The sequence below is a fragment of the Chitinophaga sp. NPDC101104 genome (genome assembly GCF_050277495.1).
GTDB lineage: Bacteria > Bacteroidota > Bacteroidia > Chitinophagales > Chitinophagaceae > Chitinophaga.
In genome coordinates, this window is sequence record NZ_JBNNSF010000004.1 from 246,572 (window position 1) to 271,336 (window position 24,765).

At 53.5% G+C, this 24,765-nt stretch carries 20 protein-coding genes; 10 read left to right on the forward strand and 10 right to left on the reverse strand.

The annotated features are described in order from the left end of the window. Positions 1-20 precede the first annotated feature (20 nt). The 3 genes from ACQKLP_RS24805 to ACQKLP_RS24815 form a co-directional block, all read right to left on the reverse strand. Positions 21-1,568, reverse strand: a complete 1,548-nt coding sequence (locus ACQKLP_RS24805; RefSeq protein WP_427325765.1) for an Rne/Rng family ribonuclease — start codon at positions 1,566-1,568, stop codon at positions 21-23. 443 nt (positions 1,569-2,011) lie between these two features. Next, positions 2,012-2,860 (reverse strand): tetratricopeptide repeat protein, encoded by an 849-nt coding sequence (locus ACQKLP_RS24810; RefSeq protein ID WP_427325766.1) that lies wholly within the window; start codon positions 2,858-2,860, stop codon positions 2,012-2,014. Between the two features lie 25 nt (positions 2,861-2,885). After that, entirely contained in the window at positions 2,886-3,173 is a 288-nt protein-coding gene (locus ACQKLP_RS24815; RefSeq protein ID WP_427325767.1) for an HU family DNA-binding protein, read from the reverse strand. 234 nt (positions 3,174-3,407) lie between these two features. On the opposite strand from ACQKLP_RS24815, the gene mutY reads away from it, so the two are divergent. The 6 genes from mutY to ACQKLP_RS24845 all read left to right on the forward strand — a co-directional run bounded on the left by mutY (position 3,408) and on the right by ACQKLP_RS24845 (position 9,238). Next, positions 3,408-4,457, forward strand: a complete 1,050-nt coding sequence (mutY, locus tag ACQKLP_RS24820; protein WP_427325768.1) for an A/G-specific adenine glycosylase — start codon at positions 3,408-3,410, stop codon at positions 4,455-4,457. A gap of 165 nt (positions 4,458-4,622) precedes the next feature. Further along, on the forward strand, positions 4,623-5,099 hold the full coding sequence (locus tag ACQKLP_RS24825) for a single-stranded DNA-binding protein (RefSeq protein ID WP_427325769.1): 477 nt from the start codon (positions 4,623-4,625) through the stop codon (positions 5,097-5,099). Positions 5,100-5,255: 156 nt separating this feature from the next. Then, a complete protein-coding gene (gene gldE, locus ACQKLP_RS24830; protein WP_341841927.1) occupies positions 5,256-6,590 on the forward strand; it encodes a gliding motility-associated protein GldE in 1,335 nt (444 codons plus the stop codon). Then, the gene (gene gldD, locus ACQKLP_RS24835; protein ID WP_427325771.1) at positions 6,587-7,180 is read left to right on the forward strand and encodes a gliding motility lipoprotein GldD; all 594 of its coding nucleotides are present in this window, start codon (positions 6,587-6,589) and stop codon (positions 7,178-7,180) included. The genes gldE and gldD overlap by 4 nt, the downstream gene beginning before the upstream one ends. A gap of 7 nt (positions 7,181-7,187) precedes the next feature. Further along, positions 7,188-7,766: a DUF3109 family protein gene (locus ACQKLP_RS24840; protein ID WP_427325772.1), complete on the forward strand. Its 579-nt coding sequence runs from the start codon at positions 7,188-7,190 to the stop codon at positions 7,764-7,766. Positions 7,767-7,858: 92 nt separating this feature from the next. Continuing rightward, positions 7,859-9,238 (forward strand): LutB/LldF family L-lactate oxidation iron-sulfur protein, encoded by a 1,380-nt coding sequence (locus ACQKLP_RS24845; protein ID WP_427325773.1) that lies wholly within the window; start codon positions 7,859-7,861, stop codon positions 9,236-9,238. A 53-nt stretch (positions 9,239-9,291) separates the two neighbouring features. Here the strand turns inward: ACQKLP_RS24845 and ACQKLP_RS24850 are convergent, their stop codons facing one another. From ACQKLP_RS24850 to ACQKLP_RS24880, 7 genes are all read right to left on the reverse strand, one after another. After that, positions 9,292-10,713 carry a carboxypeptidase-like regulatory domain-containing protein gene (locus ACQKLP_RS24850; RefSeq protein WP_427325774.1) on the reverse strand — a complete coding sequence of 474 codons (1,422 nt, stop codon included), beginning with the start codon at positions 10,711-10,713 and terminating at the stop codon, positions 9,292-9,294. Further along, positions 10,714-11,283: an RNA polymerase sigma factor gene (locus ACQKLP_RS24855; protein ID WP_427325775.1), complete on the reverse strand. Its 570-nt coding sequence runs from the start codon at positions 11,281-11,283 to the stop codon at positions 10,714-10,716. A gap of 909 nt (positions 11,284-12,192) precedes the next feature. Next, on the reverse strand, positions 12,193-13,710 hold the full coding sequence (gene purH, locus ACQKLP_RS24860) for a bifunctional phosphoribosylaminoimidazolecarboxamide formyltransferase/IMP cyclohydrolase (protein WP_427325776.1): 1,518 nt from the start codon (positions 13,708-13,710) through the stop codon (positions 12,193-12,195). 12 nt (positions 13,711-13,722) lie between these two features. After that, the gene (locus tag ACQKLP_RS24865; protein WP_427325777.1) at positions 13,723-15,762 is read right to left on the reverse strand and encodes a ComEC/Rec2 family competence protein; all 2,040 of its coding nucleotides are present in this window, start codon (positions 15,760-15,762) and stop codon (positions 13,723-13,725) included. Positions 15,763-15,901: 139 nt separating this feature from the next. Next, positions 15,902-18,718 (reverse strand): carbamoyl-phosphate synthase large subunit, encoded by a 2,817-nt coding sequence (gene carB / locus ACQKLP_RS24870; protein WP_427325778.1) that lies wholly within the window; start codon positions 18,716-18,718, stop codon positions 15,902-15,904. Positions 18,719-18,890: 172 nt separating this feature from the next. Further along, positions 18,891-19,322, reverse strand: coding sequence for a hypothetical protein (locus ACQKLP_RS24875; protein WP_427325779.1), 432 nt, complete (start codon positions 19,320-19,322; stop codon positions 18,891-18,893). Positions 19,323-19,564: 242 nt separating this feature from the next. Then, positions 19,565-20,140: a helix-turn-helix domain-containing protein gene (locus ACQKLP_RS24880; protein ID WP_427325780.1), complete on the reverse strand. Its 576-nt coding sequence runs from the start codon at positions 20,138-20,140 to the stop codon at positions 19,565-19,567. A 122-nt stretch (positions 20,141-20,262) separates the two neighbouring features. Between ACQKLP_RS24880 and ACQKLP_RS24885 the strand changes: the two genes are divergently transcribed. The 4 genes from ACQKLP_RS24885 (at position 20,263) to ACQKLP_RS24900 (ending at position 24,611) form a co-directional block, all read left to right on the forward strand. After that, positions 20,263-20,505, forward strand: coding sequence for a hypothetical protein (locus ACQKLP_RS24885; protein ID WP_427325782.1), 243 nt, complete (start codon positions 20,263-20,265; stop codon positions 20,503-20,505). A gap of 96 nt (positions 20,506-20,601) precedes the next feature. Beyond that, a complete protein-coding gene (locus tag ACQKLP_RS24890) occupies positions 20,602-20,886 on the forward strand; it encodes a hypothetical protein (RefSeq protein ID WP_427325783.1) in 285 nt (94 codons plus the stop codon). A 114-nt stretch (positions 20,887-21,000) separates the two neighbouring features. After that, entirely contained in the window at positions 21,001-23,412 is a 2,412-nt protein-coding gene (locus tag ACQKLP_RS24895) for a mechanosensitive ion channel family protein (protein ID WP_427325785.1), read from the forward strand. A gap of 56 nt (positions 23,413-23,468) precedes the next feature. Next, entirely contained in the window at positions 23,469-24,611 is a 1,143-nt protein-coding gene (locus tag ACQKLP_RS24900) for a tetratricopeptide repeat protein (RefSeq protein ID WP_427325786.1), read from the forward strand. The last annotated feature ends 154 nt before the right edge of the window (positions 24,612-24,765 follow it).

Below are 24,765 nucleotides of genomic sequence, written 5' to 3' on the forward strand. Positions count from 1 at the left end.
GGTGCGCCCTTTTTCTAATATCAGAGCTTGATTTCTTCGTCGTTGTTATCGAAGAAGTGGTATTCCGTGAGATGGTAGTTGGAATCAGCACGGAGCTTGATCCATTTCTTGTACGCGAAGTACCATTTCCACTGGCGGCTGCGGAGCCAGCCTTTGGTGAGGTAGGCGTAGAGGATGGGGTGCACGCGGATGGTGAGCCCTTTGTGCTGGTGGTTGAGGAGATACTGGAGGTTCTTCTCGATATCTTCCACGATGAGCATGGAAGCGCCGATTTTGCCGGTGCCTTTGCAGGTGGGGCAATCTTCGGCAACGGAAATGGTGATTTCCGGTTTTACCCGCTGGCGGGTGATTTGCATGAGCCCGAACTTGGAGATGGGCAAAATGGTGTGTTTGGCCCTGTCTGTCGCCATGAATTTCTCCATGGCTTCGTATACGTTCTTTTTGTTCTCCGGCAGTTTCATATCGATGAAATCGATGATGATGATGCCGCCGAGGTCGCGGAGGCGCAGCTGCCGGGCGATTTCCGCTGCGGCTTCCAGGTTGGACGCGAGGGCGTTTTGTTCCTGGTTGTTGCTGGAGCTTTTGTAGCCCGAGTTGACGTCGATGACGTGGAGGGCTTCCGTGGCTTCGATGATGAGATACACGCCGGAGTCGAGGTTGACGGTTTTGCCGAAGGAGGCTTTTACCTGCCGGGTGACGCCGAAGTGGTCGAAGATGGGGGCGCCGTTGTGGTAGTAGGTGACGATGTCCTGCTTTTCGGGCGCTATCTTCTGGATATACGTTTTAGTATCGGTGTAAATATTTTTATCGTTGATGACGATCCTGTTGAAGGATTCGTTCAGCAGATCGCGGAGGATGCTGGTGGTTTTGGTTTGTTCGCTGAGGATTTTCTGCGGGGCCTGGCCGTTCCGGAGGTTTTCCTGGATGGTGTGCCAGGTGCTTACCAGGGTGGTGAGGTCTTCGTGGAGCTCGGCGGTTTTCTTTCCTTCGGCGGCGGTGCGGACGATGACGCCGAAATTGGGCGGTTTGATGGCTTCGACGATCTTCTGGAGCCTTTTCCGTTCTTCGGAGGAGTGGATCTTTTTGGAGACGGCCACGATGTTGTTGAACGGGGTGATGACGATGAACCTTCCCGGGAGGGAGATTTCGCAGCTGAGGCGCGGGCCTTTCGAAGAAATGGGCTCCTTGAGGATCTGGACGAGGATGTTGGGTTTTCCGCCGAGGACTTCCGTTATTTTACCGGTTTTGATGATTTCGGGCTCATTTTTGAATTTGCCGAAGTCGAAAGCGCCGGATTTGTCGGAGATAGCCTGGTTGGTGAACTTCAGGATGGAGCGGATGTACGGGCTGAGGTCGGTGTAATGGAGGAAGGCGTCTTTTTCGAACCCTACGTCCACGAAAGCCGCGTTCAGGCCTGGGATGAGTTTTTTTACTTTGCCTAAATAAAGGTCCCCCACTGCAAAATTAGGATTGCCGCTTTCGTGATGCAGCTCTACCAACTTCTTATCTTCCAGCAATGCAATTTCAACACCGGACGGTGCTGCATTTATAATCAATTCCTTATTCAAGCGTCAAAATTTTATCCATAAATACTTTCACTTTATGCGACCCTCTCGGTGCTCTGTGGGTTGACAAGGGGGTACAGCATTCCCGGTTGTAGCCGGTGGTCTGGCGGCTTACACGTCGTCGAGAGGGGATTGCAAAGGGTTCAGTGATATACAGGTATCCGTGGTGTCTGCGGGGCTGACTACGAAAACAACCTGCATGACACTAGCAATTTAATGATTAATGCTAACATCATGCAGGATTGCATTAAAAAATTTATCGCGCAGCCCCTCCGGCTATCTATATGCTTAGTATAAATGGCGGGGAAACAGGAGAATTATTTCTTGCCTTTCTTGTGGCGGTTCTTTCTCAGTCTTTTCTTACGCTTGTGGGTTGCGATTTTATGTCTCTTTCTTTTCTTTCCGCAGGGCATACGCTTGTAATTTTTTTAATGTTTTATAAAATACTATTTAATACTTTTTATGTATTCGTCGATCTCGGCCGCCAAGGCGGGGTCTTTGATCATTTTGCGGCACTGCCGGAGCAGGTCTACCGCTTTTTCGTTTTCCCCTTTGCTCTGGTAGGCCACAGCCTGGAGGAAAAGCGCTTTGGGCTCGTTGGGCGTGCGTTCGAGGACTTTGTCCATTCTTTCGATCGCCTTGTCGAACTGGCCGGATTTAATGGAGAAATTTGCCAGGGTGAGCTGGGCGTCCAGGAAATCCGGGTTCTTTTCTGCCACTTCGCGGAGGATGCCGATGCCTTTCATGGGCTCGCCGGTATAATCCACGATGAGGGCTCCTTTTCTCAGTTTCAGCGTATCGTTGCCGGGTTCCAGGGCGATGGCCCGGTCGAGCAATTCAAGCGCGGATGAAACTTCCCACAATTTCACCGCAGGGTCCTGGGTGTGTGAAAGGTGCTCCAAAAATAAATTGGCTGCAAAGGTGAGGTTTTTTCCGGAATTTTCCAACTTGGCTGCTTCTCCGGCATAATGTGCGGCGATGGGCGCCTCGTTGAGGCCGTCCCAGAGGAGGTAAAGCTGGCGGTAGGCATTGATTTGCTGCGTCTGCACGTCTCCGCGCACTACAGCATTATCCAGCCGGGAGATCTCTCCCAGCCTTTCGGCAGGAACTCGTTCCTTGGCCTTCTGCAATAAGTCCTTGAAATCCGCTGCAGTAGCGGTATTCCCTTGTGGCATAGCCATGCCGGGGGCGGCATGGTCGTGATCATGCACCTTCGGCGAAATTCGGCCGAACGCGAACAAAGCGATAACTGCGGCAACACCGAGGCCAATCAGCAATAGTTGATTTCTTTGCACCCTATTCCAATATTAGGATGCAAATCTATGAACTTTTAAGCTTCTTTACCTCTGCAACAAATTCTTTCGACGGTTTAAACGCCGGAATGTAGTGCTCGGGGATTTCCACGGCCACATTCTTTTTGATGTTGCGCCCGATCTTGGCGGCCCTTTTTTTCGTAATAAAGCTGCCAAATCCGCGGATGTAGATATGCTCGCCATTAGCCAACGCCTCCTTCACTTCCTTGAACAGGGCTTCGAGTGTTACTAACACGTCTACTTTCGGGATGCCGGTTTTTTCAGCAATGTTGTTAATCACATCAGCTTTTCTCATAATGAATCGGAGGATTACTTGTTTTCAAAGTTAAATAAAAAAATTTAATCGCTCTATTTTCAAGCAAATAAAATTTATTATTTTTTGTTATAGATAGCAGGTTATAAAAATACGTTTATTTGCGTTCTCAACCAACCCGTAAATCATTGCAACACAATACCATCAAAGGTTTCGGGACAGCGAATATATAGAAATCAATCGACATATATAAATTATTTTGTGCAAATGACCGATATGAAGCAATTTTTTACCGCGGGTATCCTGGCCTGGAATGAGCTGCAGAACGACCGGTCCATGCCCTGGAAGCAGGAAAAAGACCCCTACCGCATCTGGCTCTCCGAGATCATCCTCCAGCAAACCCGCGTGGAACAGGGCCGCCCCTATTACGAACGCTTCATTTCCGCCTATCCCACCATCACCGAGCTCGCCGACGCGCCCGACGAAGAAGTTTTCCGCCTCTGGCAGGGCCTCGGCTACTACGCCCGCTGCAAAAACATGCTCGCCGCCGCCCGCACCGTGGCCCGCGATTGGAACGGCCGCTTCCCCCGCACCTACGAAGGCATCTCCGCACTGAAAGGCGTTGGCCCTTACACCGCCGCCGCCATCGCTTCTTTCGCGTACAACCTCCCCCACGCCGTGCTGGACGGCAACGTATACCGCGTACTGGCGCGGTTCTTCGGTATCGACACGCCCACGGATACCACCGCGGGCAAAAAACTTTTCACTCAACTTGCCCAGGACGTACTTCCCGTGCAACAGGCCGGCACTTATAATCAGGCGATCATGGACTTCGGGGCCGTAGTCTGCAAACCGCAGACTCCACACTGCAAATCTTGCCGGTTATCCTCCCAATGCGTAGCTTTTCAAAAAGGATTAACAGATCTCGTTCCTGTAAAATCCAAAAAATTACGCATAAAAAAAAGATATTTCTATTATTTGTTGCTAGGCAAAGGCTCGCTGCGGTACGTCCGCAAGCGGACCGGCAAAGACATCTGGGAAAACCTCCACGAATTCCCCATGATCGAGACCCCGGCGCCCGTCTCCGAAGCCGAACTGCTCGCCTCCCCGGCCTTCCGCGCCCTGGTAGGCCCCGGCGCCGTAACAGTGGAGCAGGTTTTCCCGGAAAGGAAACAGCAGCTCACCCATCAAACCATCCACGCCCGCTTCCTGCGGATCGGGCCGGAAAAGGCCATTTTGCCGCCCGAAGGCTTCCGCGCCGTGAGCGCAGCCGAACTGGAACTGCTCGCTTTTCCGAAGATCATCGTCGATTTCCTGAAAGGATGACGATCGGGCCGCACTCCGGTACCATTCATTTATAACGACTTATAAAAAATATTCGTGCCCTCGGCCGATAATTTTTTGTGTACCCGATTAGAAAAAACATTAACTTTAGTAAGGTTGACCGTGAGATGATTTTTTAAACATAGGACAGAATTAAAACCTACAATTATGAGAGGTGTTAATAAAGTAATCCTGATTGGCAATCTTGGCAGAGACCCCGATGTTCAGTTCCTGGAAGGCAACATAGCAGTGGCAAAATTCTCACTGGCCACTACGGAAACTTTCAAAGACCGCGCCGGCAAGCTGATTTCCCAGACAGAATGGCACACAGTCGTGCTCTGGAGGGGCCTGGCAGAGCTGGCCCAGAAATACCTCCACAAAGGAAGCCTCGTCTATATCGAGGGGCGCCTCCGCACCCGCAGCTGGGAAGACAAGGAGGGCAACAAGAAATTCGCCACCGAAGTGGTGGGCGATAACCTCGTGATGCTCGACAAGCGGATGGACGTCGGCAATGGCGACCATGCCATTTCCCACGGTTCCGGCTCCTCCTCCGGGCAGCAAAGCGGCCCCGGCCATCATGGAGAAGGTTTCCCCGGCATCGAGATCCCGCCCATGGGCGAGGCTGCCGACGATCTACCGTTTTGAAAAACCACCCCGGGGCAAGGCCCGCTCCTTTTCCTTGCCGTATCGGGACATTCTTTATATTTGCACGCGGGAAAGCGATTCACCTCTCCAAGACCTGAATTACTTTCCCCTTATTTTTGACCAAAGCTCATCATCTTGGCTTATTTTTCGGCTAGCATGCTACCGTTACTGAATGTTTTCCTGCAAAACCCGGCGCCGGCCGCCGCCCCCGATGTGAATGTCCTGGTGTTCCTGCTGGTCATTTTCATTCTGCTCCTGCTCACCTTCATCGTGTCTGGCGCAGAAGTTGCCTTCTTTTCACTGAACTACAAAGACCTTAACGTCCTCAAAACCAGGCAGAACAACGCCGGCCGCACCATCACGCGCCTGCTCGAAAAGCCGAAATCGCTGCTGGCATCCCTCCAGATCGCCAACATCCTTTTCAACATCGCCTTCATCTTCATCACCAATTACCTTATTTACCAGGTAGAGTCGCTCCAGGAGCTGGCCGTGGTTTCCTTCGTGGTCCGCATCGCCATCATCACCCTGGTGCTCCTCTTCTTCGGACAGATCCTCCCGCGCGTGTGGGCCACCCAGAACAACATGCGCTTCGCCACCTATTTCGCCTGGCTGGTCCATCTCATCCACGCCACGCTCGAACCGGTGAGCAATTTCTTCGTGAACCTCAGCGAAAGCATCGAGGCGCGCCTCTTCCACCGCAACACCAAACCCATCAACTACCGCGAGATCGACGAAGTGATCGAGATGAGCGTGGAACCGGGCGCGTCGCAGGAAGAGAAAAACATCGTGCGCGGCATCCTCAAATTCGGCAACATCGCCGTGAAACAGATCATGCGCACGCGGCTCGATGTCAACGGCCTCGAATTCGACCTCCCCTTCAGCGAAGTCACCAAACATGTGGCAGACCTCCATTATTCCCGGCTTCCCGTGTATAAAAACAACCTCGACACCATCGTGGGCGTGATCCACACCAAAGATCTGCTGCAGCACCTGGGGAAAGGGGACTCGTTCGACTGGCACGAAGTGATGCGCCAGCCGTTTTTCGTCCATGAGCATAAACTGATCGAAGACCTGCTCAACGAATTCCAGACCCGCCACATGCATTTTGCCGTGGTGGTAGACGAATTCGGCGGCACTTCCGGCATCGTGACCCTGGAAGATATTATGGAGGAAGTGATCGGGGATATCAAAGACGAGTTCGACGAAGAAGAATTCAACTACAATAAAGTCAACGACCATACCTATGTGTTCGAAGGCAAGACCATGCTGAACGACGTGTGCCGCATCCTGAACATCGCGCCCGACACCTTTGAACAGGTGAAAGGCGAAAGCGATTCCATCGGGGGCCTCATCCTGGAGCTTTCCGGTAAATTCCCGGAAGAAAACAGCGTCATCAGCTACGGCAACTTCGATTTCACCATCCTGGAAGTCACCAAAATGCGCATCCAGAAGGTACAGGTCAGCATCAAATCAGACATCGAAACGGAATGAAACGCCTCCTCCCGCTCCTGACTTTCGCTTTTATTTTCGCAGCCTGCCAGCAACGCGGCCATACGCCCAAACCGAGGGGCTATTTCCAGATCGACCTTCCCGAAAAGCACTACCAGCTGTTCAACGAGCCCGGATACCCATATACTTTCGAATATCCGACATATGCCCGGATCGTGAAAGACACCCTGTTTTTCGATGAAAAAGCGGAAAATCCATGGTGGATCAACATCGAAATCCCCCAATTCGACGGTAAAATCTACCTCAGCTACAAGCAGGTAGGCCAAAAAAATTCGCTGGACAAGCTGGTGAACGACGCGTTCAAACTCACCTACAAGCATACCTACAAAGCGGAATCCATTGAAGAAGAAGCCATTACAACGCCAAACGGCGTTTCGGGCCTGTTTTACGAAGTGGCGGGAAACGCGGCTTCGGCGAAACAGTTTTTCGTGACGGATTCCAGCAACCATTTTCTGCGCGGAGCGTTGTATTTTTACGCCCAGCCGAATGCGGACTCCCTGGCACCGGTAACCCGGTTCGTGGAAGAAGATATGCGGCACCTCGTGAACACCTTGAAATGGAGACCAAACTGAGAGCAAGATGATAGTGATCGATGACAAATACATCAGCGATGATGTGGTCGAGAAAAATTTTGTATGCAACCTGAACGCATGCAAAGGCGCCTGCTGCGTAGCGGGCGATTGCGGTGCGCCGCTGGAGGAAGCGGAACTCGAAACCCTCCGCCGCATATACCCTTCCATCAAACCGTACCTTCGCGAAGAAGGCATACGCGAAATCGAAGCCACAGGCCTCCATACCTGGGACGATGAGCATGGCCACGTTACGCCCATCGTCAACGGCGCCATCTGCGCCTACGCCGATATCGACGAAAACGGCCACGTGGGATGCGGTATCGAGAAAGCCTGGAAAGCCGGCGCCACCGATTACCGGAAACCCATTTCCTGCCACCTCTACCCCATCCGCATCACCAAATACGAATCCTTCGAGGCCGTCAATTACGACAAATGGAGCATCTGCAAACCCGCCTGCAAACTCGGAAACCAGCTGCAGGTACCGGTTTACAAGTTCCTGAAAGAAGCCCTCGTCAGAAAGTACGGTGAAGATTTTTACAACGTCCTCGACCAGATCGCAACAGGACAGTACAGCACAGAAGAATGAAACTTTGATAGCATCTTTGCAAGGACCTGTACAATAGGCTCAATCTTTGCGTAACGGGTCCAGCAGTAGACATTTTGACTATATTTACAGCCATGAATAAAACGGCCAGCACATTTCTCAATGAAAGTGAAGTAAAAGCGGCGGACCTCGGCCACCGCAATACGATCAACTTCAACATCGGCAAATACAACGCCGCGGTCAAGAACGGCAAGATGCAGTTTGCTGACCTTACCACCGCCCGCGAACGGGCGAAAAACGTGAAATGGCGCGCCATCGAGAACCTCGACAAGCACCTGGAGGAATTCGAAATGAATTTCATCAAAAGGGGCGGAAAGGTGATCTGGGCCGAAACGGCGGAACAGGCGCGGGAAGAAATTCTCGCCATCTGCAAGGCCAAGAACTGCAAATCCGTGGTGAAAAGTAAATCCATGGCCACGGAAGAAATCCATCTCAACGACTTCCTGCAAGAACATAATATCGAAAGCGTAGAAACGGACCTGGGCGAATACATCCAGCAGCTGGACGAAGAGCCTCCCTACCACATCGTAACGCCGGCCATGCACAAAAGCGCGCAGCAAGTGGCCGACCTCTTCCACGATAAACTGGGGACCCCGTCTACACTCACGCCCGAACAACTCACGCTCGTTGCCCGCGACAAGCTCCGCCAGAAGTACCTGGAAGCGGAAGTGGGCATCACCGGCGCCAACTTCGTTATCGCCGACATCGGCGGTATCGCCGTTACGGAGAACGAAGGCAACGCCAGGCTGACGACTTCCTTCCCCAAAACGCACATCGCGCTGATCGGGATCGAAAAAGTACTGCCTTCCATCAACGATCTCGCGCTTTTCTGGCCACTGCTCGCCACCTACGGCACGGGCCAGCAGATCACTTCCTACAACTCCGTCTTCTCCGGCCCGCGCCAGGAGGGCGAAACGGACGGCCCCGAAGAGATGTACGTCATCTTCCTCGACAACGGCCGCACCAACCTGCTCAAAGACGTGGAAGCCCGCGAAGCCCTGTATTGCATCCGCTGCGGCTCCTGCCTCAACGCCTGCCCGGTATATAAAAACATCGGCGGCCATACTTACAAAACAACTTACAGCGGCCCCATCGGCTCCGTGATCACGCCGCATCTGAAAGGCGTGGGCGAATATATGCACCTCAGCTATGCATCGTCGCTGTGTGGCAACTGCACGGAAGTGTGCCCCGTGCGCATCAACCTGCACGAACTGCTGCTCCACAACCGTCATAAAGCGGTGGAAGAGCATCATACCGGGGGCGGCGAAAAACTGGGATGGTTCGGCTGGAAACAGGCTTGCCTCAGCCGCAGGATGATGAACCTGGTGGGTGGAAAGACGAAGAATTTCGTGATAGGCAAACTGTTCGGCAGCGCCTGGGGCGACGATGAACGCGGGCTCCCCATTTTCGCGGCGAAGTCTTTCAACCAGCTTTGGAAGGAACGGAAGAAATAATTGATTCGAATGCTTGAATATTAGTGGAAAGGCCGGCGTTTTGCCGGTCTTTTTTATTTCATGGGGATGAGCTTCACCGGCACATTGATTTCCGCTTTGCGCTTGCGCCCGCTTACCGGCACCCATTTGGGACCTTCTTCCACCCGTTTCACGGCGGCTTCGCCTGCGGCGGGATGGAAAGGACGATCGGCTTTTACATTGTGCAGGGAACCGTCGGGATGTACGGTGAACGTTACACGTACTTCGCCGGAAAGCGAGTCGGGCAGGGCCGCTACGGGCACCGGCGGCAAAAGGGCAAGATATTGGCGGTAAGCGGCCTGGCCCAATCCTGGCTGGGGTGTGGCGCGGCCTCTGGTCCCTCCGGTGATGACCGATTCAGACAGGGCCTTTTCGTCTGTCGGGAGATAGATATCGAGCGAATTATTGTTTTCCGGGACGTTTACGACCGTGTTTTTATATCCGAGCAGCGATACGTCGAGGCTGGTACGGGCCGCTGACTTTACCGTGAAGGCAAACTGGCCGGCACTGTCTGTCATCACGCGTTTATTGGTAGACCGTTCGTGCACGATGGCACCGCGCATGAGCTCACCGGTAGACGCGTCGAGCACCTTGCCGCTGATGAGGCGGAGGTCGTGCGCTTCGTGATAGGACGAATAATTGGATTCCACGCCCGCCACTTTGCCTTGCATTTTGCTGGCGATATCGTCTGACTGCGGGTTTTTCCGCATCAACTCAGACGGTTTCCGGCCGATGTAAATCGTGTCGGTGACTTTTGCCTTGTTGGCAAATCCGGATCCATAAGTGGAAACGGGCGGCGGAGGCGGGGGCGCGAGCGCTGGGGCAGGTGCTGCCGCCAGTGCGGGTGCTGCTTCCGCGGCTTTATCTTCGGCAACGCGGGACTGTTGTGCTTTTTGGAAAGCCCGATCTTTTTCTTCCGCAGCGTGTTGGCGGGCCGGTTTTGCTTTTCGGGACGCTGTCACGGCTTTCTTTTCCTCTTGCGGTTGGCGCTGATCTTCCGCGGAATTGGCGATGATGGTTTTGGCGGATTCCGGTTGTGCTGCGGCGGGGGCAGGCAAGGTTTGCGGCGTGGCGGAGTCCTGGGCTTGCGGGGCCGCGGGGAGTTCCTGGGCTACATCTTTCACGGAGGGGCCGCGGTTGATGAGGAATACGGCCGAAATGGCGATAAGGAGCAATACGCTTGCGGCGGCCAGCCAGCGGCGGTCGATGCGGCGTACCGTACCTGTGGGTACGATGGGCGGTTGGGCCACGCGTTGCTGCAGGCGGGCGCGGAGATCGTTCAGCGCGGGCTCCTGGGCATGGGGTTTTTTGCCATATCCCTGGATCGCTTCGGCCAGGAAGGGGTCTTCCAGGGCCTGGTGCTCCAGGGCGTGCATGGTTTTATCGTCCAGCTCGCCTGCCAGGTACCGGCGGATAACGTCCGCAGTGGGCTCGATATGTTTTTTCGGCGTTGCCATTTATTTTTTCTCCATGCAGATCTTCAGATTTCTCTTTCCGTTCTGGATGTAGCTTTTCACTTTGTTCATGTCGTAGCCGGTGATTTCGGCTACTTCGCGGTAGCTTTTTTCCTGCAGGTAAAACAGGTCTACGCTCTTTTTCTGTTCTTCGGGCAGGTGTTCCATACAGCGTTCCATGGCCTGGAGGTTATCTTCCAGCCCATTTCCACTATCCGGATGAAAAAAAGGCCCGGATTCCACAAATCCCTCGTCATCCATTTCCACGATCCTGCCGCGGGTGCCGGCGGCACGGATTTTCATGAGGCAGTGGTTCCTGGACAGGACGTGCAGCCATCCTCTAAACGATTGAATTTCATGCTGTTTTACTTTTCCTATCAACTCTTCGAAAATCTGCATGACGGCATCTTTGGCGCTGTCTTCGTCCAGGTATTTGAGGCAAACACCGTATACGAGGTCCATATACCGCTCGTAGAGCGCAGCCAAAGTCTCCAGCTGACCGGATTCCTTGTATTCCCGGACCAGCGCGGCGTCATCGGCTTCCTTCCTCGTATGTTGCTGTATAAAGGGCATTTGCTGTGTGGCAATAGTACAAAATTATTGGGCTGGGTAACGCGTGTGATGTTAAAATCTGGATAAGACATTATTGCTAAAACTGTGAAGACATTTAGCAAATGTCACGACCAGTTTGACCAATAGATAACATCAGGCCACTATGCAATCGTTCGCAATACGAATATACTATCGTAAAAAGGTAAAATATTGGCAGTGAGACGCCGATTAACAAATTGCTAACCTAGTTCGCAGCCGTATTTACTCAAATTCGCCGTTGCCCATTCAAATAAAGAAGGGCCGCTACAAAAAGCGACCCTTTTTTCTTTGTATGGGTAATACAAAAGAGCGGGTGACATTCACACCCACAAAGTCAGAATCAGATGGAAATGACCAATTAATGCTTTGGCTTTTCCGGCTGGTGATTGCGATAAAAATTATCGAACACCTCACCTGATTCCAGCCCCCATCGTTACTGCGATCGGGGGCTTTTATCGTAAATATGTGCATTGCGGGAAATTATTGCACAAGCATCACTTGTGCACGAAACATTCCAGTTATAACAATCGTAAAGATTCAGATTCCAATAATTGCAAGGCCACTTAAATATATATCTTCCAAAGTACTCAACTATTTTATCTCCGGGGCAGTTCCTTTTTTACGACAACTAAAAAAACGCATCTTTGCTAACGCAAACAAAGGTAAAGTTGTGCAACTTTTTCAATCGTTGCGGCTTTGTTAATGAAACACGCCATACAATTGATTCTCACGCTAATACTTTGTTATCTCCCTATTAACAAATAATAATTGCAATTGTTTTTGTTGAATTAGTTATTCTGACGCATGAAAAAAAGCCCCGGAATAGTCCAATAACGAAAAGGCCGCCAATACTGGCGGCCTTTTCGTTATTGGACTACTTAAAATGCACAATTAGTGACGGAAGTGACGCATGCCCGTTACGATCATCACCATGCCGTTTTCTTTGGCGAAGTTGATGGAATCGGCGTCGCGGATGGAGCCGCCGGGCTGGATCACGGCGTTGATGCCTTCTGCATGTGCGATGCGCACGCAATCGTCGAAGGGGAAAAACGCGTCAGACGCCATGGCAGCGCCTTCCAGGCTGAAGTTGAATTGTTTGGCTTTCTCGATCGCATGGCGGAGCGCGTCGATGCGGGAGGTTTGGCCGCAGCCTTTACCTACGAGCTGGCGATCTTTCACCAGCGCGATGGCGTTGGATTTGAGGTGTTTGCAAACGATGTTGGCAAATTCCAGGTCGGCACGCTGTGCAGCTGTGGCGGGTTGGGCACCGGTATCGTTCCACTCTTTGAAGCTGCCTTCGTCGTTATCCTGCACCAGCACGCCGTTCAGCACGTTTTTGAACATGCTGGGGGATTTCAGGGGCTGTTTTTGCAGCAGAAGGATGCGGTTCTTCTTGGCCTGGAGGATTTCCAGTGCTGCGGGCTCAAAGCCGGGGGCGATGAGGATTTCGAAGAAAATCTCGTTGATGGATTGCGCCGTAGCCGCGTCTACCACCTTATTGCAGGCGAGCACGCCGCCGAAGGCGGATTCCTTATCGCCGGCGAGGGCGGCTTCCCAGGCTTCGGAAAGCGTTGCACGGCTGGCGATGCCGCATACGTTGGTGTGTTTGATCACGGCGAAAGTGGTTTCGCTGAATTCGGCGATCAGCTGAACGGCCGCGTCTACGTCTACCAGGTTGTTATAGGAAAGCTCCTTGCCGTGGAGCTTGTCGAACATTTCTGTGAGGTTGCCATAGAAAACGCCTTTCTGGTGGGGGTTTTCGCCGTAGCGGCAAACCTGGCCCTGGGGAACGGAAAGCTGGAAATAATCTTTCACTTCTTCGTTACGCATCCACCAGGAAGCGATGGCTACATCGTAATGTGCGCAAACTTCGAATGCTTTAGCGGCGAAGAAACGGCGCTGCTCCAGGGTGGTGGCGCCTTTGCCTTCTGCCAGCACCTGCTCCAGGGAACCGTACTGGTCTTTGGAAGCAACGATCACCACGTCTTTATAGTTCTTGCCGGCTGCACGGATGAGGGAAACACCGCCGATGTCGATCTTCTCGATGATGGCTTGTTCTTCGGTCGTGCTTTTAACGGTTTCTTCGAAGGGATAGAGGTCCACGATCACAAGGTCGATCTCGGGAATCTCGTACTGGGCGAGCTGCTCCAGGTCCTGGGGGTTTTCCCGGCGGGCGAGGATGCCACCAAATACTTTCGGGTGGAGGGTTTTCACGCGGCCGCCGAGGATCGACGGATACGCGGTCAGGTCTTCCACAGCCACGCATTTCACACCGAGATCCTCGATGAATTTCTGCGTTCCGCCAGTGGAATAAATGGTTACGCCCTGCTGGCCCAATGCTTTGACGATGTTCTCCAGGTTGTCTTTATAGAACACGGAGATCAAAGCGGATTTGATTTGCTTCTGCATGCACAGTAATAATTAGAGATTTACAACTAAGGCTCCTTCGTCCGGAACCGAAAAGCAGCGCAAAGTTAGTTCCTTACACGCATTTTTCCATTCCCCCAGCCGGAATGAAGGCACGGAAGCGTCAAAAATCAGGAGTTCATATATGAAATATTGGTGCAAGCGACTGATATTGACATCTGCTTTATGTGATAATAAAATATAATCGATCTTAATTTTTACGGCAGGTGGGCGAGCCGGCAGTTTTCCGTCGAGCACCAGGAGGCGCTTCCCGCCACAGCTCACCCACTTACGTCCCGGCACAAACGAAAATCCGTGCACATTCCAATACCACTCCGCTCCCCCCAAAGCGTTCGCGCTCTGCAGCGAGCTATCCCCGATATACCAACCTTCATGCCCTTCCACATACGCCACCAGCGTCAATTTGGGGATGTTCATCACCACAAGGCGCCGCTGCGCGGAGGCGCTGATTTTCTCCCATCCGTGCATCGCAGACCAGGCCACCATCAGAATTCCCGCCCCCCACATCCAGCGCTTCCTTCCCACCGCTCCCGCCACCACAAACAGTGCGATCGCCGCATATAAAATCATCGTTTCCGCCAGGGTGATCCGTATCTGGCTCCACACCGCGCCCGGAAGATCGCCGAGCCGGCCGATGATGACGTTCATCCCTTCGATCCCCCATCCCACGGCCCACCCTACCCATTCCGCCGCCCATTCCCATCCCGAAACGGCCATCAGCAGCAGTTCTCCGTACAGCAACATCGTGCTCCACGGCACCGCCACCAGGTTGGCCGGCAGAAAATATACCGGGAACTGCCGGAAATAATACAGGCACACCGGCAAAGTGAACACCTGCGCCGCCAGCGAAACCGCGGCCAGCTGCCAGATTTTGTCGAGCCACGACCACCGGGGAAGCCAAACCCCGTACAGCGGACGGTAACAAATTTGTATACCCGCCACTGCGAGGAAAGACAGTTGAAAACCGGCGTCCCCCAAAAACGAGGGCTTCGCCGCGATGAGCAGGAAAGCAGCCGCCGCCAGGTTGTTGTAAGGCGAAACATGCCTGCTGATGAGAAAACTTCCCGCCGCGATGGCCGTAAACATAACGGCAGACCGCAACACCGATGCCGAAGCTCCCGTGAGCAGCGAGAAAAACCACAACACCGCGATCAGCAATAAAGCCCGCAAAACATTGCCCCATCTGCGTTTCGGCAGCCATCGCAGCAGTGCGACACCGCCCAGGTAAATAAGCCCCAGGTGCAGTCCGGATATGGCAATGATATGCACAACGCCCGTATTCGTATAATCCCGCACCACATCTGCGTCGAGGTTGGCGCGATACCCCACCAGCAAGGCCTCTGCGATACCGGCGCGCTCCTTCCCCGGCACGTAACGCTGCAACGTCCGTAGCGTATACGCATGTGCGTTATAGAGCCATCGCTCCGGCACCGAAAACCCGTTCCCCGGAAGCCGCCACCACTGCGCCTTTGTTACGAACGCCCGGTGAAAAATCCCGCGGCGTGTGCAATACGCCGCATAATCGTACCCACCCGGGTTCCCGGCATTCCGGACGGGCTCAGCGCGCGCGCAGGTAAAAAGCCGGTCGCCGGGAGCAGCTTTCGGATCATCGGCGAAATACAGGATGATGGCCCCTTCCGCCGGTATCGCCCGCCCGTTTTCCCATACACTTTCCAGCCTGCATTCCGCTTTCCAGGAGCGGGCTTTCTGCTGCGGCACTTCGGTCAGCGTCAGCGCCATCTGCAAGGTATCTTTCCCAAAATGCCCGATCCATTGCGGGTTCCGGCGGATGTCGGTGACGGCGGGCAACATCATGCCGACACAAAATACCATTCCCGTCACGCCCGCCCCCTGCAGCCAACGCAGGGCAAACCGGGCACGAAGCCCCAGCAACGGCGGCAGGGCCCAGCAAAGCAAGCAGCACGTCATGATCATCCAGGGAATGGAGGGGACGAACGTCCCGGTAATGGCTCCTGCCGCCAAAAACGGCAACAGGCGCAGGAAAGGCGCAACTTTCCAAGAGTGGTTCTTCATCGGTCACAAACAATGTTGGCTGCAATGTAGGATGGCGGCATCAAATGGCCAAACCGGGTTTCTCCGATTTTCGGAGATTTTGCGCACAAAAAAACCGCACCAGTTGCCTGGTGCGGTCCTTCGTATGATTTGTAACCTCTTATTTACTGAGGTGCATGCTTCTTTCTTTGTACAAAGTCCGGAAGTAAGGATCGCGGAGGTCTTTGATGAAACGGATGGCTTCGCCGGTAGATTTCATCTCGGGGCCGAGCTCCTTGTTCACGCCCGGGAACTTGTTGAAGGAGAACACCGGTTCCTTGATCGCATAACCCTTGAGGTTCTTTTTGATGGTGAAATCGGTGAGCTTGTTGGCGCCCAGCATCACTTTGGTGGCGATGTTCAGGTAAGGCACCTGGTACGCCTTGGCGATGAACGGCGTGGTACGGGAAGCGCGCGGATTGGCTTCGATCACGAACACGTTACCGTCTTTGATGGCGAACTGGATATTGATCAATCCGCGGATATCGAGCGCACGGGCGATCTTTTCCGCGTAATATTCCATGGTGGTCACCACGAGGCCGGTGAGGTTGAATGCAGGCAGCACGGCGTTAGAGTCGCCAGAGTGGATACCTGCCGGCTCGATATGCTCCATCACGCCCATCACGTGGAAATTCTCACCGTCGAAGATCGCGTCGATCTCGGCTTCCTGGCAACGGTCGAGGAAGTGGTCGATGAGGATTTTATTGCCGGGCAGGTGTTTCAGCAGGCTGAGTACCGAATGTTCCAGTTCTTCTTCGTTGATGACGATCCGCATGCGCTGGCCGCCCAAAACGTAGGAGGGGCGCACCAGTACGGGGTATCCTACTTCCTTCGCCACTTCGATGGCATCGTCCGTATTGTAAGCGGTGCCATACTTGGGGTACGGGATGCCGAGGTCTTTCAGCAGGTCGGAGAACCGGCCGCGGTCTTCGGCGATGTCCATGTTATCGAAAGAGGTACCGATGATGCGGACGCCTTTTTCGGTGAGGCGTTTCGCCAGTTTCAGGGCGGTCTGGCCACCCAGCTGAACGATCACGCCTTCGGGCTTTTCCAGTTCGATGATCTCCCAGAGGTGCTCCCAGTATACCGGTTCGAAGTACAGCTTGTCGGCCATGTCGAAGTCGGTGGAAACGGTTTCCGGGTTACAGTTCACCATGATGGCTTCGTAACCGGATTCCTGGATGGCCTGGAGGCCGTGGGTGCAGCAATAGTCGAATTCGATGCCCTGGCCGATGCGGTTGGGGCCGGAGCCGAGCACGATCACTTTCTTCTTGTTGGAAGGGATGGATTCGTTTTCGGTATCGAAAGTGGAGTAGAAATAAGGTGTTTTCGCTTCGAACTCGGCGGCGCAGGTGTCTACCATTTTGTAGGTGCGCACGATGCCGGCGGCCTTGCGTTTCTCGTATACTTCGTCTTCTTCACAGTTGGTGAAGATGATGGCGAGCTGTTTGTCGGAGAAGCCCATTTGCTTGGCTTCCTTAAGCAGGTGCAGGGGCACGGAATCGAGATCGTGCTCCATGAGCTGTTTCTCCAGGGTCACGATATCGTTGATCTGGTGCAGGAACCAGCGGTCGATCTGTGTGGCCTGGTGGATGGATTTCACGGAAACGCCTTCCATGAGCGCGTCTTTGATGCGGAAGATGCGGTCCCAGGTGGGGCGCTTCAGTTTTTCCAGCAGTGCGTCGCTTTTCATGAGGGACTTACCGTAGTACCCGAGGCCTACGGCGTCGTTTTCGAGCGACTGGCAGGCTTTCTGGATGGCTTCGGTGAAAGTTCTGCCGATAGACATTACCTCGCCCACGGATTTCATCTGGAGGCCGAGGGTATCGTCTGCGCCTTTGAACTTGTCGAAGTTCCAGCGCGGCATTTTTACTATTACGTAGTCGAGCGCGGGCTCGAAGTAGGCGGAGGTAGTGCGGGTGATCTGGTTTTCCAGTTCGTCGAGCGTGTAGCCGATAGCGAGTTTGGAAGCGATCTTGGCGATGGGGTACCCGGTTGCTTTGGACGCGAGTGCGGAGGAGCGGGATACGCGGGGGTTGATCTCGATGGCGATGAGTTCTTCGTTCTCGGGGTTCATGGCGAACTGAACGTTACAGCCGCCGGCGAAGTTGCCGAGGTCGCGCATCATCATGATGGCTTTGTTGCGCATGTCCTGGAACGCGGTGTCGGAGAGCGTCATGGCCGGTGCCACGGTGATGGAGTCTCCGGTGTGCACGCCCATGGGGTCGAGGTTCTCCACGGTACAGATGATCACCACGTTGTCGTTGCTGTCGCGCAGCAGTTCCAGTTCGTATTCCTTCCAGCCGAGCACTGCTTTTTCCACGAGCACTTCGTGAACGGGGGAAGCTTTGAGGCCGCGGTCGAGCTTTTCGTCGAGCTCGTCCTTGTCGTGCACGAAGCCGCCGCCGGTACCACCGAGGGTGAAGCTGGGGCGGATTACGAGGGGGAACCCGATTTCCTGGGCAAATTCCTTGCCTTCGAGGAGGGAATTGGCCGTGCGTGCTTCCGCAACGGGGATCCCGATCTGGATCATCCATTGGCGGAACTGTTCGCGGTCTTCTGCTTTATCGATCGCCTTGATATCCACCCCGATGAGGCGGACGTTGAATTTTTCCCAGATGCCCAGTTCGTCCACTTCCTTACAAAGGTTCAGCGCCGTCTGGCCACCCATGGTGGGGAGCACGGCGTCGATTTCATTCTCTTCCAGGATCTGCTCGATACTTTCGACGGTGAGCGGCAACAGATAAACCTTGTCGGCCATCATGGGGTCGGTCATGATCGTGGCCGGATTGGAGTTGATGAGTATTACCTTGATCCCTTCTTCCCGCAGGGAGCGGGCCGCCTGGGAGCCGGAATAGTCAAATTCGCAAGCCTGACCGATAATAATGGGACCGGAACCTATAATGAGAACCGATTTGATTGATGTGTCTTTGGGCATCTTCGTTATTAGCTGTTTTTTAATGAAAAACCATCCGATTTCCCGTGCGAATTCAGCGCATAAAAAATCGTGCAAAATTAAGGGAATAATTGTTTTTCCCTTCAAAAAATTAGAAGATGCCGTGTAAAATTTCTCGGTAGCGATTTAATTTATATGTGAAAATACGATCAGATCATTCCCCGGCGGTGGCGTAAACGTATACCAGTTTCCACTGTCCGTCTACTTTCTGGAACTCGAAATCTTCCATGGTGGCGGAATCTTCGGAGATCATGGACTTGTCGTCTTCGTTCAGATCGCGGCGGGATTTGAGGAGCCCATACTTGTTGATGAACTGATCGCGGGCGGGCATTTCGAGGTAGCCGTTGAAAAAAGTCGCGAAATCTTTGGCGGAAACGGTGGAAACGGCCGTATCGGAGATGCTTTTGCGGACAACGAGGGGGAATTCGATGTAACCGGATACGGCTGGGAAGTCTTTTTTCATGATGGCGGCGTGCACCTTCCTCCAGAACGTTTCAAATTCCTTTACTTCGGGAGCGGATGCCTGCTGAGCTTTCCCCACCAGCAGGATGAGGCACATGGCCATGGCGAATAGGCAGTGTTTCATAGTTCGAGGGATAGATTCGTTTTACAGATATAGGATTGCTAATATATGTAAATCTGTTCTTTTTTTCCTCATCGCGGAGAAAATTTTCCCGATCCGCAATATTCAAGTAACACTGCGCCAATACTTTTGTGGGGTAATCAGCTATAAATATCGTCTGTGATTTGTTAACATCAAGCCCTCAAGTTCCTGACCTGTGAAACCCTGGAGATGCTGCTGCCCATGAGGTGGCAGCATCTTTTTTATCAGGATGCGGCCGATGCGCCTTCCCGGAGCCGGGCAATTTCGAGCAGTGCCTGGTTATAGTCTTCCAGGAGTTTATAATATTTATCTTTCCAGGTTTCCGTTTCCGCCAGTTCCGCCCCGTCATCGTCTACCGCTCCGCCGAGGAATTCTTTCTGACTGATTTCCAGGACCTGGCAGACTTTTTTGAGCTGATCGCCCGTGAAAGCGGGCTTGTCCAGCAGGTTATACAGCGCCCGCCTGCTGAGTGCCATGCGGTTGGCGAGGCGCGTCTTGTTCAACCCTTTCTCTTCGATAAGGGCGTCCAGCCGGTGGCCATGGTGAAGGTCCTGCAAAGGCTGGGGAAGCGCGCGGCGCGGATGCGTCCACCCGTAAAATTCATCCAGGCTGATGCCCAACATTGTGCAGAACTCCAGCAGGGTAGACCGCTTGATGGCCTCCTTGCGGAAATAATAATGCGCGATCTGGTTGCTGAAACCGGCCTGCCTGGCGAAGTCCAGGATCTTCATACCCCGGTCCCGCACGATCTGCTTGAGCCGCGCACCTTCGTGAATTATATTTTTTGAAACCGACTCCAATGTAAAGATATTTTGGTATACTTGTAATCGTTGTCAATATAAAATGTGATACAGACAATATCAATATAACATTTTTATTGACATTTTGTGCCAGAATAAATCAAAATGATAAAATTTTTTGCATGGAAACGACGCCGATTTCATCCCACAACCTTTTGGTATACCTGCACAGTGAGCTCGTACAGCTGCCAAAATCGTTCCGGGACCACGTCTGCACTGAATGCGGATGGAGCAATGCCACTTTTTACCGGAAAGCCAAAGGGGCCTACCCGATCAGCAACGCCGAGCGGGACAAGATCATTTCCGTGGGCGACAAACTCCTGAAAAACGTTGCCAGCGTGAGCAACCGCTTCCGGAAACGTTAATGCCCGGCAGGCCGTTTTGGGCCATTTGAACCGTCATTGCAATAACCCTCCGCCCGCCCGGCGGAACCATTGTCAAACACCCAAAAACCGAGAGCCATGCCATTACACATGCCGCCATCCGGCCCTGAAGATCAGCCCATCTACACCACGATCTCCCGCTTCCTGAACGATCTCCACCGTCAGGAAGGGCGGAACATCTCGCATGTCACCGTCACCGTTCACGGCCAGGAATCGTATTTCCTCCCGGGGCACGATGTGCACCGGCTGGACGTTACCCGTATGAAAGGGTACGCTACCCTCACCTACCAGGAAATGACCCTGGAAGCACCGGTAGACAATACGGTGATGATGATCGCCATGGCGCCCGATGCGCCCCGCTGATCGCACGTTATTAACTTTTACACAACTTAACCGGGCCTTCGGGCCCTTTTTTTATGCCCGGAAATGAACCGAAGCGTCAACATTTCAGTTAACTTTCCAATACAACCCATTGGCATGATTATCCGAGTTTACGCGCTCCTTTGCCTTATCCTGTTTTCCACCGCTGCCGGCGCACAGTCGGTACAGGTCCCCATCACCCCCGACGCAAAGCAGAAAACCTCCGATACGGTGGTGACCGACGCGGTCCAGCGCGTGGAAAACATCACCAAAATGCTCAACCGCGTCAACAACACCCTTCGCCGCGGGTTCGACACCACCGAGATTTCCGCCCAGCTCCCGGAATCGGAACGCCTCGTCAAAATCCTCCACTCCGGGATCCTCACCAATCCCCGCGCCCTCAATATCAGGAGCCTCAACGCCCTCCAGGTCATCCTCCTCGAAATGGAACAAACCCACAACCGCTGGCAACAATCGCTTTCTTCGTATAGCCGCGCCGTGACCGATATGAGCGGCGAGATCGACCAAATCCTCCACGACACGGTGCTCGAACGCCTGCCCAAAGACCCCGGCCTGCAATCGCTCTACGTCAACCAGCTGTCGCAACTCAACCGCAAATGGCTGCAGGCAGACACCGCCAACCGCAACAGCCTCCTCCGCCTCGGCCTCCTGCAAAACCGCGTGGCCATGAATTATATCGCCATCACCGATATGCTCGACGAAGTCGATTTCAAGCTCAAAACCGCCCAGCGCAACATCTGGAAACGCGAGGAAAAAGACCTCTGGAACGCACGGCCGGCCGATTACGAAAACAGTTTCCCGCAGGTAATGGAAGGCTCCATCCTCGCCACCCACCGCGTGTTCACGTTTTACCTCCGCTACAACTGGGACGTTCACCTGATCAACCTCGCCCTGTTCCTCGCCTATTTCGGATGGCTGCTGGCCAGTATTTACCGCATCAAAAAATATCATCACGATAAAAAAGGCATCTTCGGGAATACTCGCTTCGCCGCGCGGCAGCCCCTGCTCACCTCGCTCATCTTCATCCTCACGCTCGGGCCTTTCCTCTACACCAACCCGCCGATCATTTTCATGGTGATGCTGTGGACCGTGCTGGCCATTTGCGTAGGCCTCCTGCAAACGCGCGACATGCCCGTGTGGATGCGCTGGCTGTGGGGCACGATGCTCGCCGTGTACGTGGGCTATGCATTGCTCAACCTCCTGCTCCAAAGCTCTTTCACGGAACGGTGGGCGCAATTCGGACTGCAGGCGGCCATGCTGTTCGTTTGCTGGCGGTTTTTGAAAAGGCAGGAACAGGAAACCGCCTACAACTGGCCGGAATACACCCGCCTGGTGGTATACCTCGCCATGGCCATGATGATCGCCGCGATGTTCGCCAATATTTTCGGGCGGGTAATGCTGGCCAAATTCTTCGGCATCAGCGCCGTGTTCGGCCTCATTTCCGCACAGGCGCTCGTGGTACTCGTGCAGCTGCTGTTCGAAACGTTTTACCTGCACCTGGAAGCCAGCAAATCCAACAGCCGGTTCGCGGCCTTCCTGGATTTCAACCGCATCCGCGAAAGCCTCCGGTCTACACTGTATCTCCTGGCGGCGGTGGCCTGGTTCGCCATCCTGCTGCGCAACCTCAATATCTACGGTATCATCCGCGACACGGTGCTCGCCTTCCTGGAAGCAGACCGCAAGCTGGGCAACACCACGTTCAGCTTTTCCAGCATCTTCATTTTCATCGCGGTGATCTGGGTCGCGTTCCAGATCAGTAAAGTGATGATGTTCATCTTCGGGCACCAGGACGGCTCCGGCTCCGTGAAGAAGAACCGCTGGAACAGCGCCGTACTGCTCATCCGGCTCGGCGTCCTGGGCGCGGGCATTTTACTGGCGTTCACGGCGTCGGGGATACCGATGGACAAGCTTACCATCATCATCGGCGCGCTGAGCGTGGGCATCGGCTTCGGTTTGCAGAACATCGTGAACAACCTCGTTTCCGGGGTGATCCTGGCTTTCGAAAAGCCGGTAGAGATCGGGGACGTGGTGGATATCGGGACACAATCCGGAACGGTAAAGGAAATCGGGATCAGGGCCAGTAAAATCGCGACGGTGGAAGGGTCGGTGGTGATCGTCCCGAACGGCGATCTTCTTTCCCAGCACATCACCAACTGGACGCTCACCACCCAGCTGAAGCGCAGCGAACTGATCGTGGGCGTGGCGTACGGGTCGGACCTGAAACAGGTGCAGGTTTTGCTGGAAGAAGCCATCAAGGCGCAGAAAGACATCCAGCAATTGCCGGCGCCGCTGGTCGTGATCCATTTGCTGAACGACAGCTCGGTGGATTTCAGGCTGCTTTTCTGGACCGACATCGCCGTGGGACTGACGGTCAAATCCGAGCTGCTGCGGGAAATTTACGAATCGTTGAACAGTCATGGCATAGAGATCCCCTTCCCGCAGCAGGATGTGCATATCAGGAGCGGAGGCGATTCGCCGGCTGAACCTTCCACCCCATCCAACCCCTGAAAATTTTAACTTTTACTTATCAACTAAATTCTTAGTTTTAGGAAAAATCCACGCTTATGCGATTCCTATTTACGCTCCTTTCCTTTGTGATTTGCGGCGGTGTTTCCGCGCAGGATAAAGTTGACAATGATTTGCTGATGGGCTACCTGCAGAACCAGGAATTTGAACAGGTGATCCGGTACATGGAGAAAACGGTGCAGCCGAAGCACCCCAACGGCCTGGTGATCCTGGCCAATGCGTATTTCCAGAATGCACAGCCCGCCGAAGCCGCGCATTACTATAAACGCATCCTTGACATCGATTCCAACCACATCACCGCTAACCAGCAACTGGGCGCCATGGCGGCACAACAGCAACAGTACACCCAGGCCATCCCCCATTTTCAGCGGCTGACCGGATTGCGGCCGAACAGCGCCGCCTGCTGGAAACAGCTCGCCCGCGCCGCCTCCAACGTTGTGGGGCTGCAGGATTCGGCATCTGTTTACATGGAAAGGGCCTACGCCATCAACCCGCTCGATCCCGGCACGGTAACGTTCATCGCGGATGAATATATGGGGAAGAAGGAATTTGGCAAGGCAGACAGCCTGCTGAAAAAATATCATTTGACAGACAGCATGAACGTCAACATCAACGCCATGCTCGTGAAAACTTCCTTCAATCTGGACAATTTCGACGATGCGGTGCGCTTCGGCAGACAAATCATGGAATCGCGCGCCATGGCTCCGCTCGCTTATATTTACCTGTCGGCCACCTATTACAACATGAAGCAATACGACAGCTGCATCCGGGTGCACGACTTTTTCGCGGAGCTGGTGGGCGATGCCCCGGAAACCATGAAGTTTTATGCAGCCATGTCATACGGTGAATTAAAACAGTACGAGAAAAGTAATTCGCTGTTGCTGGAATGCATCAACATGGCGAAGTCCAAATCCCTCGACAGTTACTATGCGGCCATAGCAGGCAATTACGAAAAGATGAAGAACTACCGCGCGGCGATCAGTTATTATGATACGGCGTATTATCTCTTTAAACAACCCATGCGCCAATACGGCATCGCGCGGATTTACGACCAGCAACTGCAAGACCCGCAGAAAGCCAAAAGGCACTACCAGCTTTACCTGAAGAGCGCCAAGCCCGAAACCAAAAACGAAACGGACATCCACACGTATGTGAAGGAACGGGTCAAAACCCTCCAGTAACAAGCGTTTCAGCGAAATAAGAACGCCCGGCCGATGAGCCGGGCGTTCGTCGTTATTGAACCAATTCCAATGTTATTTGATCATTATTTGATATTGTTCAAACTTAATTGTTTAAATTTAAGGCCCGTTAAAAAAACTGTTAAAAACATTTTAA